Below are 15,500 nucleotides of genomic sequence, written 5' to 3' on the forward strand. Positions count from 1 at the left end.
ATTATTGCTGCTTTCACGGCTTGAAACTTAAATCTTTACAGAGTCTGCATAATATATGCATTGCAAATGAAAAAGAAAGCCAATCAGGTGGGGTGGATTGGCTTTCTTTCATGTAATTCATCTGTTCATGGAATCATTCATCGTTGGCAATTTAATAGTTTGATTCGGATATATTAAATTTGGGTTCTGAATCTGATCTCGGTTAGCTTGGTATATAGCTCGTACCTCCTCTGTAATCTGCTTATTGGTTTGTTCCCCGGAGTAATTTTCTTTTGAGATGGTCCATAGGTTGTCACCTGCTTTTACTGTATACGACGATTCTTTCGGTTTACCTCGGTTTTTCACCAGCTCAGTGGTAATTTCTAAAGCCTTGCCGGTGTCAATACTGCTATCGCCAAAAGTGTAGACTGTGGTGTATTCTGACGGAATAGTACCATCAGTAATCGCTTTAGCAAAATTACTAACTTCACCGTTATAGACCTTCTCGAAAACACCATCGTCTGTCGTAATGTTGGAATTTAATAGATACGTAGCCATATGTTTTTGGCTTCTGTTGGATAAATGGTATTCGTCATAAGTATAGAAATCATCAGGGTTCCAGCCCGCTGCTTTAGGGTTATAATATTTGCTGTTGGTTGAGTAATTGCCATAACCACCATAGATGTCTTCTGCATTGTTCGTAGGGAAAATATTGCTGTTGTCTTCAGAGACTAAGGCATAACCATAGGCTGGTACCCAGTCGGAAATCATATAAAAGCCCATGCTTTTATATCCGAATTTTTCAAAGCCCTGTTCTTCAATGTTGGCACGCAATCGCTGATTATGTCCGTAAATAACCTCTACATCGTTAGGAGTGGTATCCAAAGCAAGATAATCTTCAATCTTTTGAACAACCTGTTGGTTTCTTATGTCATTAAAACTTGTCAAATCAGTACGCTGATCTACAAAGCGATTCGGTAGCAATATATATTTGGCGCCAGCTTCTACAAGATTCTGGACCATTTTAAGGGCAAAGTCACTAGATAATTTTGCCGCACGTTCAGCCCCTAGTTCTTCAACGGCATAAGTATCGTTCCCGCCGACGCTAATAATATAGAGTGCTTCAGGATCTGCTTTTTCATTCATATCCTCTAGAAATCTTTCGGTTTGTTGTACGCCGCCCCATCCTTTTAGCCAAGAGGACCAATTGGAACGTTCATCCGCAGCACCTTTAGTACCGGTCATGACACCAGTAAAAGCTCCACCGACTGCATAATTTGTCAAATTATCATAATCACCAGCCAACTCATTCGCAATGTACTCAGAGAAGACCCGGCCGTTAGAATAGCGACCTTTCCAGTAGTGCTCAGTGTCAGCTTTTATATACATTTTATCAGCAGGATTAAAGCCTTCTGCTGGCTGTGCTGCCATTACTTCTGGGGGTATGGCCATAATAGAAAAAAGTGTAAAAATTAAGGTCAATAAAGACATTTTCTTCATTATTTTTCCTCCTATTTGTTATTTAAGATTAGTAATTAATAGCTTTGAATGTTTGTGCTTTGCTCCCATCTTATTCAATGTATTGTTATATGAATCTTTTCTATGCCCTTTTCAATCACATCCTTTCGACACCTAAACATCCAGAATATTAACATAACATACAAAGTAAAATGTCCAAAATCGAGTATTTTCAAGCATTATTGATATAGTTCTAGAGATTTTGAGTAAAATCAGTATAAACATTATACAATATATAATTTTGATATTGTATAATGTTTGTTATTCATGAGATGTTGTGACTTCTTGTTCTCCGCGCAGGTGATTAGGTCCGTTGTATTAACCCGTTATTGCTAGTCTCATAATGTTTTGCATAAACAGCCCCTACGCTAATTGGTGATAAATATACTCAAAACCTTTATTCCTACTCTGCCGGAAGAAACATTAATTCATAAGTGGTATAAAAGATGGGAGAGGAATGGGCGGCTTTTATTGGAATTGTTTTATCTCGTGTGGAATTAATGAAAGGAGTAACACAGTCATGCAATATGAAGAGGATGTCAAAAACCGTGTAAAACGTATTGAAGGACAAGTCAGAGGGCTTAACCGTATCAGTAGTATGACATGGCACTGCCACAATTAATTAAAATGGAGAAGAAACAGGACATCAATATAATTGCCTGCCTGTACGATGACGATGGATTTATTGGGATTCCAGAAGAAAGATGCTGCTGCTTGTGCTGAAAATACGAACACGGATGTTGATAGCTTCCTCGATGGCTATTATATTCATTTCATCGATTGGTTCAACTGCAGGTAAATCATGACTGAAAAGGTGCTGTTTGTTCCAGCCGTTATAGCCGTAAATGAATTCACAAGCACCGCCACTATTTTGTGGCGGTGCTTTGTACAGCATTTCTTTTATGGAATAGGCAGTTCAAACCAGAAGGTATTTATGTTTGCCTCTGTATTAAGTCCGATTTTACCATTGTGCTGTTCGATAATCTCCTTAGCAATAGCAAGTCCCAAGCCACTGCCGCCCGTTTCACGACTTCTTGAAGTATCGAGCCGATAAAAACGTTCGAAAATACCGTGTTGTTCCTCTTTGGGAATTTTTTCGCTTGGCCCGCTGACAGAAACACGATAGAAGCGATCTCCAAGTTTACCTTTCACGCTGATACTGCCTTCACCCTGATAATAATGAATGGCATTTTCAATCAGGTTGGTGATAACTTGCTGTATACCCTCAGGATGGAGGGAAAGAGTACAGGGATCAGTTTTGACGCTAATTTTAAGATGTTCTTGCTTTAGTTTCCATTGGAACATGGCAATACATTGTTCAATAAGATTTGCCATATCGGCTTCATCGTGGTCAGAGTATGGACGAGAAGACACATCACCCCACTCTTTTAGCAACTCAATCTGTTCGATTATATCCGTGAGACGTTTTGATTCTTTATGTAATGCGTGATACAAGTCTGTGTTGCCTTTGATGTCCCCGTTTTCCAATGCTTGTAAATACCCATTTAAGTTGGTCAGTGGTGTACGAAGCTCATGCGATATGTCCGATACCAGTTTCTGACGGCCTTCATCATTGGCCTTGAGCTGACTGATTAAACCATTAAAATGGGCGGTGAGCTCGCCTACTTCTCCTTGTGCTGTATTTTTGACAGGTTCAGGATATTCGCCTTTTTTTAATTGTTTGGCTGATTCGATCAGGTTTCGGATTGGTTTTGTTAGTTTCTTTGTCAGATAAAAATGAAGCAGACTGCCCGACACAATGGTTGTAACGGCAAAAATCAGTAAGTAATTAAATAGAATAGAGTTAAACTGTCTTTGCTGCTGATCATTCAAATATCCCATCGCATCTACAAGAAAGCATGCGGTATTATAAATGGCCAAACCGGACAATATGATAGCTGATGCAACAATAACTATATTCAGCGCAGATAACTGCCATAAGAAACCTTTAGGGAAGACTGATTTTATCCATTTATGAAGCGGCAAATTTATACCCCATTCCCCGGACTGTTTGAATACGCTCTGGTTTGGATGAGTCTGCTTCGATTTTTTCCCGCAGCTTTTTAATATGCGCATCGATTGTTCGATCGAGTACTTGATGTTCAGCATATGGATAAAGCTGGTCAATCAGCTGCTCACGGTCATGCACAACATTTGGATGCTGCATGAAATAATAGAGCAGATTAAACTCGTGTTTGGTCAAAGGTATAGACTTGTCATAAAGCTGCACTTCACCTTGTCGCGGTTTGATACATAAACCGTCATGGACAATCTTTTGACAATATTGACCCGTTCGGCGCAAAACAGCTTCCACATGGGCTATAAGTTCATCAGGTTCAAACGGTTTCGTGATATAATCGTCAGCCCCCATTTTTAAACCTGCAATCTTATCATCCACCCGGGATTTTGCTGACAGCATAATGACAGACACTTCATTCCGCTCCTGATTACGTACCCATTCACAAAATGCCTCCCCACTTAATTTGGGCAGCATCAAATCAAGAATAACCAGGCAGGGATGACTGTTTAAGAATACATCTTTTGCTGTCTGACCGTCACCAGCTTCCACCACATCATAATGATTCTTTTCAAGATTTATTCTGACTAGATGACGGATCATCTCATCATCTTCAACGACTAAAATGGTCTGTTTCATCCCGAACACCTCAATGTCATTCTATAACAAAAAGATTGCTTATTCCATTTTTGACAGCTCTTCCACCATAAGATCATAATTCATTGCCCCCATTGCAAAGAATTGTATACGGCCATTTGAATCAATCATATAAGAAGTCGGATATGCCTGAACCTGATAAGTCGTTGCAACGTCAGAGTTTGCGTCCATTGGCACCGGGAAGGTCATCTCAAATTCATTTACAAAGTTTCTGACCCCTTCTTCACCCTCTTCTGTTGCAGTTAAATTCACTGCTAAAATTTCAACATCTTTTTCATTATAAAGCTTTTGGAAATCCGGTATTTCCGCTCTGCATGGCGGACACCAGGTTGCCCAAAAGTTAACAATGACACGCTCCCCTCTATAGTCAGACAGTCGTACAGTTTCCCCCTCAAGTGTGGTCAGTTCAAAGTCAGGGGCTATTTGACCAACAGAAAGTCCGACTTCATTAGATTCCTCTGCTCCACCTTCGTCGTTATCGGGCGGTGGCGACGTAATCTTATTTCCGCCCGTATCTTCTTCAACAGACGTTTCATCGGATGAGCTAGTAAAGTCGTATACGGCCCAACCGAACATTACTGTTACCAACACAATAAGTATTGCCTTTTTCATTGATTATCCCTCCGTATTATCCCAATTTTGATAACCATGTATCTTGTACCAATTCAAGCAGAAATCCTGTGATGCGCGACATGAAACCGAAAAACAAGACTAATCCCATAATTATCATAATCGCCCCGCCTATTTTCATGATGACTTGGCTGTGCAATTGACTGAGTAAATGCTATTAAAATCATTCCGAAAGACCATACGGTTAACATGACAATAATCAGTAAACTTGTGGTTATCCGCTCATGTATGACGAGAAATAAGACTAGCAGAATACATGATAAAACTAAATAGCCAAAAGCGTATGTATTATCGTTCCAAACAAGTTGAATAAACTCATATATTAATGATGCTGTTAAAAATACTGACAAAAAAGATTCGGTGAATGCGGGCACATCTATTTGTCTCCGTGTAGACTTGTACAAAATTACTATGGCGCTAAATAATACTGCCAGGTAAAATGCATCCGAATTACTTGGATAGGCCAATATTGCTAAAGGATCTTGTATGAATACAGAGAAATTCAATATAATTTTTCCGAGCCAAATAAAGATAATGAAATTAATAAGCTGTGAAGTCAAATTCTCGACTTGTTTTTTCTTTTGCTGCTTCGGCAGATTACTCATTATATAGAAAGAAATAAATCCAATAGTTAGACTTAATACAATTATGCTAACTGAGAACAATTTGCTTGTTATCACCATTAAATGTTTCCTCCAACTTCAATGTTTCCTAACATATATAATACAGATTCAATGTGAAAATTTGATGAAAGGAACCTTATATTCTGTTATTGGGTATGTTTATCCAAAGGGGCTTTTTGTGTTTTTAGAAATGAAATGATTATTCAAGAATTGGCCAGATAACGGAATATAGGGGAGACGAAAATCGGGAAATGGTGCTTCCTACTTTTCAAATAGATGGAAAACGGATTATGATAAATACTTGTCATAATAAAAGTATCTTTTTTACAGAAAGAATGAGGTGGGTAGGAATGACATCACAAGTTTATAATAGAAATACAATTGTTGCCTTGTTACTGACCGGGGCATTTATTTCGATTTTAAATCAGACGACAATGATTACAGCAATCCCGCCGATTATGAACGAAATGCATGTCAGTGCCAATACTGCCCAGTGGCTAACAACCGTGTTTATGCTTGTCAATGGCGTGATGATTCCCGTTACAGCATTCTTAATTGAACGATTTACAACACGGCAGCTCTTTATTTCAGCAATGACTATTTTTGCCTTTGGAACATTGATTGCCGGGATTGCTCCGAACTTTAGCGTTCTTTTACTTGGCCGGGTTATTCAGTCGGCGGGTGCAGGGATTATGATGCCGTTGATGCAAACGGTCTTTCTGTTAATTTATCCGGTTCATAAGCGTGGTGCGGCGATGGGGCTGGTGGGCCTGGTTATCCAATTTGCTCCAGCTATCGGACCTACCTTGTCTGGTTGGTTGATCAATGCTTATTCCTGGCGTGTTATGTTCTTTGTCATTTTGCCTATTGCCCTTTTTCTTATTGCCATTGCTGCGCGTGCCATGCAAAATGTTACAGAACTGACCCGGCCGAAAGTGGATATTTTATCTATCATTCTATCTTCGTTTGGTTTTGGTGGATTGCTTTATGGTTTCACAAGTGCAGGAAATCTCGGCTGGGGACATATCACAACCGTTATCACCTTAGGCATTGGTGTGCTTGCTTTGTTTCTGTTTATAATAAGGCAACTGCGGATGGCCCATCCAATGCTTGAGTTTCGGGTATTTAAATATGCTATTTTCACATTGACGACCGGTATTGGAATGCTCGCATTTATGGGTCTCATTGGAATCGAAACATTGCTCCCGCTTTATATGCAAAATATGCGGGACTTTACAGCGATGGAGTCGGGACTAGCCATTTTACCCGGGGCGCTTATCATGGGGTTGATGTCACCGATCACTGGACGTATTTTTGATAAAATTGGCGCCAAGTGGTTGTCGATTACGGGATTAAGCATCATGGCTCTCACGACAGTGCCATTTGCAACCCTAACGGATTCTACTTCATTTGCATATCTCACTATCTATTATGCTATTCGGATGTTTGGATTGTCGATGGTGATGATGCCCGTGACAACGGCCGGATTGAATCAATTGCCGAAGCGGTTAATCGCACATGGGACAGCGATGAATAATACCATGCGCCAGGTTTCTGCTTCGATTGGAACGGCGATTCTTGTGACGGTTATGACCACGACAGGAGAAGGGGCAACGCAAGATCCAGCGATTGCAAATCCGATGATCCATGGTGTGAATGTCGCCTTTATAGTGATCACTGTGCTTTCCATTATTGGGGTCATTTTGGCATTTTTTATAAAGAAAACCTATCCACCGGAGGGAGCAAGCGAATCTGTGAGCGTAAAAAACCGGTAAAAAGTTAAATTTCACTCAATTTTTTCAAGGATGTATGCTTCACTGTGAATAGAAATAGTCAGTAAGGAATGGAGATGACGTAGTAAATTTTCATTGAACCAATACGATTCCTTGAGATCCTTTGCCAAATTAAAATATGCCTTTGGTCAGGGCTCTTTGTACCTTTTTTGTAAGGTAAGAAATATAGATTTCGGATGAGGTTTTCAATTCTAAAACCCGCCTTAAGACCGGCTATAAACAGTCTCCCTCACCCCTATAATCGAAACGAACTTTGAAAAAGTGGCATCTTTCGTCCAAAAAGATATTTTTGATTTTCATGCCCCCAATGCTATAAATGTTTCGATTATAGTTATGAAGAGGCGTCTATTAAACTTTGATTCAGATACGGTTTGAAACGGTTGCATTTTGCTCCGCTTTGGCCCTGATCTGTTTTCTGACTGCACACAGATGGCACTTCGGCGTAATGACCCGGACAGAAGGAAAATGATATAAATTGAATGCATCAAAAAGTGTTTTCATATGCAGGTTTAAGAGCCCCAGGCGATTTTTATGTTAATCAAAAACGGTGCTTCCTATTTTATTTTCTTTATGAACATCTTCTGTTCCTGCATCCAGTGCTATCTTGTAATAATTGCATTTATGCTCAATGAGATCCATTGTCTTTTGTAGTTCCGCCATTTGTTTTTCTACAGCAGCTTTTCGCTCGATGAACATGTCATAGCGTTGCTGTAAAGTCGAATCCCCCTCAGAAAGCCATTCAATGAAATCCCTGATATCCTTAATCGACATGCCACTCGATTTCAAACATTCAATGACATTTAACAATTCGACATCGGTTTCTTTAAATACTCTTTTTCCGCCAGCTGTGCGTTCCACAAAAGGCATCAGTCCTTCCTTGTCGTAGTAACGCAACGTATATACAGTAAGATTCAATTTACTTGCGACTTCGCTGATCGAATAAGTCATTTCCATTTCTCCCTTATCCTAAATATGTAGACCTTGAGTTAACTCTATAATTTTAAAAATTCTATCACAGCTTTTGTGAGGTGTCAAAGTCGATAAAATGATATGGTATTTTTCTAAAAAAATATAAATTAACGACTTGACCTCGAGTGAACTATAGGGGATAAGATGATTTGCAAGATAGAAATGAATGACAAGTAAACCTAAGTCATTCATGATATCTGGTGCAAGTACCTTATTTAAAAAATACCATTATGGGAGGCTTTATCTATGATAACAGCTAAAGCACGAGCAGTGGACGGTCCGGACAAATCGTTTCGAGCTGCTGAAATTGAAAGACGGGACCTTGATACACATGATGTGCTGATTGAAATTAAATATGCAGGCATTTGCCATTCGGACATCCATATTGCACATGGCGAATGGGGACCCGTGAACTATCCCCTTGTACCTGGACACGAAATTGCAGGTATAGTAACAGATGTTGGATCCGAGGTAACAAAGTTTAAAGTTGGTGACCGGGCAGGGGTCGGCTGTATGGTTGATTCCTGTGGCGAATGTGAGAACTGCCGTAAAGGAGAAGAGCAATACTGCCTAAATGGAAAAGTTGACACCTATGCAGCCGTTGACAAGTATGGCGAATATACGCAAGGCGGCTATTCTACCCATATTGTCGTAACGGAAGATTTCGTACTGAAAATACCTGACAACATTGAACTTGCCGCTGCAGCACCATTACTTTGTGCAGGAATTACAACCTATTCGCCACTAAATCATTGGGGAGCCGCTCCCGGAAAGAAAATAGCGGTTGTTGGCATGGGCGGCCTTGGCCATATGGCTGTTAAGATTGCACACGCCATGGGTGCAGAAGTTACCGTTCTGTCACAAACATTGAATAAAAAGGAAGACGGCTTGGCGTTCGGTGCAAAAGACTACTATGCAACCAGCGATCCAGAAACATTTGGAAAACTTGGCGGATCCTTTGACTTAATTATTAACACGGTAAGTGCAAAGATCGACATGGATGCTTATCTTTCCCTGTTAACGCTGGATGGTACGATAGTAAATGTTGGTGCGCCCGCAGAACCATTGTCATTAAGTGTGTTCTCACTCAGCGGTCTCAGGCGCTCATTCGCAGCTTCGATGATTGGCGGCATCCGTGAGACGCAGGAAATGCTGGATTTCTGTGCAGAACATGACATTGCACCTAGAATTGAAGTGATTTCGGCCGATCAAATTGACGAAGCATATGAACGGGTTTTAAATTCAGATGTAAAATATCGATTCGTGATCGATGTTAGTACCTTGTGAGTTGATTAATAAATTACCATTGGCTGTTTCGAGGATGTACCAAAAAGCAACTTTTGGGCATCCTTTCCATTATCTGCTTTAAGAACTAGCCGTATTTAGGTTATTTATCAGGAGTGATGGTTGGTGAAAAAATTTTGATGGGTCCCTGCCTGCTGGGCATTCTTTTCCTTGTCGGGTGTTCTGCAAATGATCAGCAAAATTCTTCCAATGAGCAGGAGAATACACAGCAGGAAAAGTTATCATTGCCTGTTGAAAGTATTGAAGTTATTGCGGAAAATCTTGAGGTGCCATGGTCCATCGAAAAACTTAATAACACATTCTATTTGACAGAAAGATCTGGCTCAATCGCAGAAATTGAAAATGGGGAAGTGGAACGGCAAACTGTAGAGCTTGAGCAAGAGGTATCCACAGGTTCGGAAGCAGGTCTACTCGGATTTGTTCTTGCTCCCGACTTTTCCGAATCAAACCTAGCTTACGCCTATTATACGTATGAAGACGGCGACGACCAATTTAATCGCATCATCACACTCCGTTTGGAAGATAATGTGTGGAGAGAAGAGAGTCTGCTACTCGATCAAATCCCCAGTGGCGCTTACCATCATGGAGGCAGAATTAAAATAGGTCCGGATGGATATCTTTATGCAACAGCCGGAGATGCTTCTGACAGTGAGATAGCACAGGATCCTGATTCGTTAGGCGGAAAAATTCTAAGAATGAATCTGGACGGATCGATACCAAGTGATAACCCATTTCCGGATTCCTATGTCTATAGCTATGGGCATCGAAATCCTCAAGGTCTTACCTGGACGTCTGATGGAACGCTATATGCCAGTGAACATGGCAACGATGCAAATGATGAAATTAATCGAATTGAAGCCGGCCAAAATTACGGCTGGCCGGTTATTGAAGGCAATGAAGAACAAGAAGGGATGGTTACGCCGCGATTCACCTCTGGAGATGATTCAACTTGGGCACCATCCGGCATGGATTATGATGATGATAAATTGTACGTTGCAGCATTAAGAGGCTCTGCTGTTATAGAATTTGATCTCGAAACAGGTGAACATCGCGAAGTCATCACCGGTCTTGGAAGAATCCGGGATGTGCTGGTTGACGATAGCTATCTTTATTTTATAAGTAATAATAGAGATGGACGTGGTACGCCAGAGGAAAGTGATGACAGGCTGTACAGAATATCACTTTCTGAATTGGATTAACTAGAAGGGTAAGCTGTCATATCGAATATGATAAAAACGGTAGAAAGAATAATTGTGACGCTTGGACACGGGGTTTTTGAAAAGCTAATGTATTTCGAAAAAACATCAACCCTTATCTCTAAAAGAAGTTTAATATGGGTTGATGTTTTTTCGCTATTGTTCACCATTATTTATATAATCTGCGCAATTCCTGACGGGAAGCCTCTGAAAGTGACCCGCCAATATCCATTAATTCAACAATGTCTTTAAAGGCTCTTTCGGGAATTGCTAAATCGGCTAGTTCTTCTGGAGAAAAACTTAAGTTAATCTCATCTTCCAAACCTTCTTTTAATTTGGTAACAAAGTCAGGTTCGGTAACGAAAGGTGTAGACGCACCGATCATATCAGAGAATTGGAAGGCTTCCAGTGCTTTTTCTGGTGAGTTGATACCGCCAGTGGCCATAACTGGAATACGACCAGCAATATGTTCGTAAACAACTTGATTCATGAATTCATCTTTAAATTTACCTTGACGAATCGTTTGTTGATAAATATTCTTGCCCCAACTTGCAGTAGCTAAATATTGGATCTTTGACACTTCCATGATTCTATCCATGAAATAAAGGAATTCTTCTATACTGTATCCAATCTTATTGCCACGTGTTTCTTCTGGCGTACCGCGAAAACCGAGAATAAAGTCAGCGGGTGCTTCTTCATCAATAACATTCTGAACGGCCCTCATCACTTCAATCCCAAAACGTGCACGGTTTTCAATCGTTTGAGCACCGTATTCATCATCACGCTTATTTGAAAAAGTGGATAAGAACGTCTGAATGAGTAAGCGCTGAGCACTTGAAATTTCAACGCCATCAAAACCGGCTTTAATGGCACGACGGGTTGCATCAGCGTATTGGGCAATGACATGTCCGATTTTGCGTTTGGTCATCGGTAAGACGGTATGTTCAACAGGCGTTTTCAAGTTCATTCTACTTGGACCGTAAACAACACCAAAGTCCTTAAGCGATATTTTGGAGAAACGGCCGGCATGCGTTAATTGAACAATTGCCTTAGCGCCGTCTTTTTTCATTGCCTGGGCAAGTTGCTTAAGTCCTTGGATGCTGCGATCATCGTCGATACTAAAGCCATATTCAAATAATTGCCCATATTCCTCGATGTACGCCGCACCTGTAATTTGCAGAGGGGCTGAATAAGCACGCCTTTTCGCATAAGCCAAATCTTCTTGCGTTACATACCCTTCAATGGTTGAAGAATTGGTGATCATCGGGGATAGGACAAAGCGATTATCTAATTCAATACCATTTGGCAAGGTGATCGTTTCAAATAAAGGTCTGTATCGTTCTGTTGTTTTAATATCCAATTCCCTCCATCATGCTGTATTTGCTGTTCATTTAACGCTACCACCAATGCCAGATGGTGTCAATTTAACAAAAATTTTCTTTAAGTGGATTTGATAAAGATAAATGCATCACATAATATCAAAATTTTGGCAAACCAAGCGGTTCCGTTGGAGGTATTACGTATTCATGATAAACTGACATATATTAGAAAATTATTAAAGAGAGAGGGTTTATAATGACAAAACGAGCAAATTTCTTATTTATAGAAAAAAATGATGACGTTTATACGATAAGTATGACACCGGAATTACAAGATGATATTGGAACAATTGGATTTGTAGAATACACAAATGGGGATACGCTTAACGTAGATGATGCCATTTTAAATCTAGAAGCTTCTAAGACTGTTTTTGAAATGGCGTCTCCATTAGCTGGCAAAGTGGTTGAGCGCAATGAAGCAGCGATTAGTGAACCTACCCTTTTAAACTCAGCCAAAACGGAAGAAAATTGGGTAGTGAAATTAAAAGAGGTGGACGAAGAAGCATTTAACCAATTAGAAGAAGCTTAATGAATAAATGCTTGACAGACCTATTCCACTTTTAATCAGATAGCTGGTTAACCGTTGTAATAGGTCTATTTTTATAAGGGGAGGAGCAGGATATGGATCAAGATGCTAGATTGAATTATCTGAATGATTATTTAGGGAGTGAGAATCCAAACGCTGCCGAACAATTGATTCGAGATAAAGCGGATACTGCTGAAGATAAAATAGCGTTGTTTCGGGGATTGTGTAATATCCGACAACCTGAATCAGTGTCAGAACAATTTCTTCAGGTTCAAGATGCTTTCTTAACTCAGTGGAATAACGAACGAAATGTAACCTCATTGCCTGATCTAGAAGCTGTTCAGCCGCAACTTTATTTATGGCAAGGTGATATGACGCGTCTGGCAGTTGATGCAATTGTGAATGCAGCCAATAGTGAATTGCTCGGTTGCACGCAAGCCAACCATCATTGTATCGACAATATCATACATACCCGAGCGGGCGTGCAATTGCGGTTAGCTTGTGATGAGCTGATAAAGGCACAAGGCCGCAAAGAACCGATGGGGAAAGCGAAAATGACGAAAGCTTACAACCTGCCTTCAAATTATGTTATACATACTGTTGGACCATTTATCGATGAACGTGGTGTCTCCCCGTTAAAAGAACACTTACTGGCTTCGTCTTATTATTCGTGTTTAGCATTAGCGGATGCGTATCAATTAAACAGCATGGCATTTTGCTGCATTTCAACAGGTGAATTTAATTTCCCAAATCAGCGCGCGGCTGAAATTGCGATTCAGACGGTGAAACAATATATAAGAAACACTGGGACAAAGCTTCAAGTTATTTTTAATGTGTTTAAAGATGAGGATTTACAAATCTATCAGTCATTATTAGCGCGGAAAGAATAGGTGATTGTGATGCAGCAGCTTGATGGACCTTGGCAGACATTAACGATGAAGTCATCTTTGTCACAAGCCGACTTATTACATCAATTAATAGATGAAGCCGAGGCAATTGTCATTGGGGTCGGTGCAGGATTATCTGCAGCGGCTGGGTTTACCTATGCAGGAAGGCGATTTACGGATGCCTTTCCTGATTTTATAGCGAAGTATCGCTTCTTAGATATGTTACAGGCCAGTCTTTTTAATTTTGAAGATGAACAGGAATATTGGGCGTTCCAAAGTCGCTTCAGTTTGTTGAATTTTTTTGACCAGCCTGTAGGACAGGCCTATATTGATTTACGGAACTTAATGTCGGGGAAAAACTACCATATTATTACAACGAATGCTGATAATGCGTTTTACGCAGCGAAGTTCGATATGGACAACGTATTTCGCATTCAAGGAGAATACGGATTGTGGCAGTGTTCAGAACATTGTCACCAAGAAACGTATCACGATGAAGCCTTAATCCGCCAAATGGTTAGGGAACAATCGAATATGAAGATACCCGAAAGTCTCGTTCCGCATTGTCCGAAATGTGGTGCCGGTTTAGAAATTAACAAACGCAATGAGGAAAAAGGCATGGTCGAAGATGCTCATTTCCATGAACAGAAAGAACGCTATGAACAATTCTTAAAAGAAAATGAGGATAAGAAAGTACTCTTTTTGGAAATTGGTGTGGGACATACAACGCCGCAATTTATTAAACATCCTTTTCAGCAAATGACACAGGAAAATACGAAAGCGCTGTTTGTGACCATGAATCAAAGAGATTATTTCATACCACGAGCGATTCGTCCGCAAACAGTGCGGATTGATGAAGATATTGCTGACGTGTTACATACCATGGCAGATGAATAGGGAGGGCAGCAAATGTATTTAATTGAATCGAAGCGTAATGGGGAATGGATCTATGACCCGGGAATGGTAATGGCTTTGCAGGAATATGTGAAAGATCATGTTTTCCTGGATGGGGATGTTCTGTTTCCATATTTGATGGATCCGGCCGTTCAAATTGGCAAATTTCAGAATGCATATGAAGAAGTCAACCAGCCTTACATGGATGAACATGATATTAAAATCATCCGTCGGGAATCAGGAGGCGGCGCCGTTTACCTTGATGATCGCAATATGAGTTTTTGCTTCTTATTTGATGGCAATAGCGATATTTATGGGAATTATGCACGTTTGTATGAACCGGCCGTTAAAGCACTTGAAAAGTTGGGTGTAGATAATCTGGAATATCAAGGCCGCAATGATTTGGTTTTAGATGGGAAGAAAGTTTCCGGTGCGGCGATGACCCTGCAGCAAGGCCGTGTTTACGCCGGGTATTCGTTACTGTTGGATCCTGATTATGAAGCAATGGCGACTGTCTTGAATCCAAACCACAAGAAGATTCAATCACACGGCATTCAGTCCGTCCGCAGCCGGGTGGGGGCAATCCGTCCCCATTTAGCCCCTGAATATCATGATATGACAGTTTGGGATTTTACGGATTATATGATATGCCAATTACTTGAAGTCAATGATATAAGTGAAGCCAAGCGGTATGAATTAACGCCGGAAGATTGGGCCGGTGTTGATAAGATTGCTGCTGAGAAATATCATAATTGGGACTGGAACTATGGCCGCTTTAATCAGTTCGAATATCGTTTAACAGAACGTTTTTCAATTGGAACGATTAGCGTTGGCTTAACGATTGAGCATGCTAAAATCGCTGCCATCCAGATTACAGGTGACTTCTTTGGGACAAAAGATATAAAAGACATTGAAGGAGCTATAGTCAGGGTACGGTTAAGAAAAGAGGACTTATTAAACGCGTTGGAACCTTTTGATTTAGCTGATTATTTCGGAAATGTAACAAAAGAAGAATTTGTTAGCTTTATCTTAAGTGAAAATGCATAAGCGTTATGAACATAGAGAAAAGGATGGAATTGAAAAATATCTATAGAAATAGGAGAACCTCGCAACTGTTCATGCATGAA

General features: G+C 40.3%; 14 protein-coding genes and 2 pseudogenes. 9 read left to right on the forward strand and 7 right to left on the reverse strand.

The window, feature by feature from the left end; genetic code table 11:
• Positions 1–117: 117 nt before the first annotated feature.
• The gene (locus tag ON01_RS19135; protein WP_010529485.1) at positions 118–1,479 is read right to left on the reverse strand and encodes a LysM peptidoglycan-binding domain-containing protein; all 1,362 of its coding nucleotides are present in this window, start codon (positions 1,477–1,479) and stop codon (positions 118–120) included.
• A gap of 538 nt (positions 1,480–2,017) precedes the next feature.
• On the opposite strand from ON01_RS19135, the gene ON01_RS19140 reads away from it, so the two are divergent.
• Both ON01_RS19140 and ON01_RS19795 read left to right on the forward strand, forming a co-directional pair.
• Entirely contained in the window at positions 2,018–2,119 is a 102-nt protein-coding gene (locus tag ON01_RS19140; protein WP_010529486.1) for a metal-sensing transcriptional repressor, read from the forward strand.
• A gap of 82 nt (positions 2,120–2,201) precedes the next feature.
• Positions 2,202–2,341, forward strand: a pseudogene (locus tag ON01_RS19795) (sulfite exporter TauE/SafE family protein); the annotation flags it as partial.
• Positions 2,342–2,397: 56 nt separating this feature from the next.
• Here the strand turns inward: ON01_RS19795 and ON01_RS02845 are convergent.
• The 4 genes and pseudogenes from ON01_RS02845 to ON01_RS19800 form a co-directional block, all read right to left on the reverse strand.
• Positions 2,398–3,483 carry a sensor histidine kinase gene (locus tag ON01_RS02845; RefSeq protein ID WP_010529488.1) on the reverse strand — a complete coding sequence of 362 codons (1,086 nt, stop codon included), beginning with the start codon at positions 3,481–3,483 and terminating at the stop codon, positions 2,398–2,400.
• Complete coding sequence (locus ON01_RS02850) at positions 3,470–4,153, reverse strand: response regulator transcription factor (protein WP_010529489.1); 684 nt, start codon at positions 4,151–4,153, stop codon at positions 3,470–3,472. Before ON01_RS02850 ends, ON01_RS02845 begins: the two co-directional genes overlap by 14 nt.
• 39 nt (positions 4,154–4,192) lie before the next feature.
• Positions 4,193–4,783, reverse strand: a complete 591-nt coding sequence (locus ON01_RS02855; protein ID WP_010529490.1) for a TlpA family protein disulfide reductase — start codon at positions 4,781–4,783, stop codon at positions 4,193–4,195.
• 16 nt (positions 4,784–4,799) lie between these two features.
• Positions 4,800–4,934 (reverse strand): annotated as a pseudogene (locus ON01_RS19800) (cytochrome c biogenesis protein CcdA); the annotation flags it as partial.
• 840 nt (positions 4,935–5,774) lie between these two features.
• On the opposite strand from ON01_RS19800, the gene ON01_RS02865 reads away from it, so the two are divergent.
• On the forward strand, positions 5,775–7,199 hold the full coding sequence (locus ON01_RS02865; protein WP_010529492.1) for an MDR family MFS transporter: 1,425 nt from the start codon (positions 5,775–5,777) through the stop codon (positions 7,197–7,199).
• Positions 7,200–7,751: 552 nt separating this feature from the next.
• Here ON01_RS02865 and ON01_RS02870 read toward each other — a convergent pair.
• Positions 7,752–8,165: a MerR family transcriptional regulator gene (locus ON01_RS02870; RefSeq protein WP_010529493.1), complete on the reverse strand. Its 414-nt coding sequence runs from the start codon at positions 8,163–8,165 to the stop codon at positions 7,752–7,754.
• Positions 8,166–8,432: 267 nt separating this feature from the next.
• Between ON01_RS02870 and ON01_RS02875 the strand changes: the two genes are divergently transcribed.
• Together ON01_RS02875 and ON01_RS02880 are read left to right on the forward strand one after the other, a co-directional pair.
• Entirely contained in the window at positions 8,433–9,473 is a 1,041-nt protein-coding gene (locus tag ON01_RS02875; protein ID WP_010529494.1) for an NAD(P)-dependent alcohol dehydrogenase, read from the forward strand.
• A 116-nt stretch (positions 9,474–9,589) separates the two neighbouring features.
• Entirely contained in the window at positions 9,590–10,690 is a 1,101-nt protein-coding gene (locus ON01_RS02880) for a PQQ-dependent sugar dehydrogenase (protein WP_010529495.1), read from the forward strand.
• A gap of 166 nt (positions 10,691–10,856) precedes the next feature.
• Here ON01_RS02880 and ON01_RS02885 read toward each other — a convergent pair whose 3' ends face one another.
• Complete coding sequence (locus ON01_RS02885; protein ID WP_010529496.1) at positions 10,857–12,047, reverse strand: NADH-dependent flavin oxidoreductase; 1,191 nt, start codon at positions 12,045–12,047, stop codon at positions 10,857–10,859.
• A gap of 215 nt (positions 12,048–12,262) precedes the next feature.
• Between ON01_RS02885 and ON01_RS02890 the strand changes: the two genes are divergently transcribed.
• From ON01_RS02890 to lplA, 4 genes are all read left to right on the forward strand, one after another.
• The gene (locus tag ON01_RS02890) at positions 12,263–12,595 is read left to right on the forward strand and encodes a glycine cleavage system H family protein (RefSeq protein WP_010529497.1); all 333 of its coding nucleotides are present in this window, start codon (positions 12,263–12,265) and stop codon (positions 12,593–12,595) included.
• A gap of 92 nt (positions 12,596–12,687) precedes the next feature.
• Complete coding sequence (locus tag ON01_RS02895) at positions 12,688–13,482, forward strand: protein-ADP-ribose hydrolase (RefSeq protein WP_010529498.1); 795 nt, start codon at positions 12,688–12,690, stop codon at positions 13,480–13,482.
• A 9-nt stretch (positions 13,483–13,491) separates the two neighbouring features.
• Complete coding sequence (locus ON01_RS02900; protein WP_083838335.1) at positions 13,492–14,376, forward strand: SIR2 family NAD-dependent protein deacylase; 885 nt, start codon at positions 13,492–13,494, stop codon at positions 14,374–14,376.
• A gap of 12 nt (positions 14,377–14,388) precedes the next feature.
• Entirely contained in the window at positions 14,389–15,420 is a 1,032-nt protein-coding gene (lplA, locus tag ON01_RS02905) for a lipoate--protein ligase (RefSeq protein WP_010529500.1), read from the forward strand.
• The last annotated feature ends 80 nt before the right edge of the window (positions 15,421–15,500 follow it).

It is taken from the genome of Lentibacillus jeotgali, assembly GCF_000224785.1.
Lineage (GTDB): Bacteria > Bacillota > Bacilli > Bacillales > Amphibacillaceae > Lentibacillus > Lentibacillus jeotgali.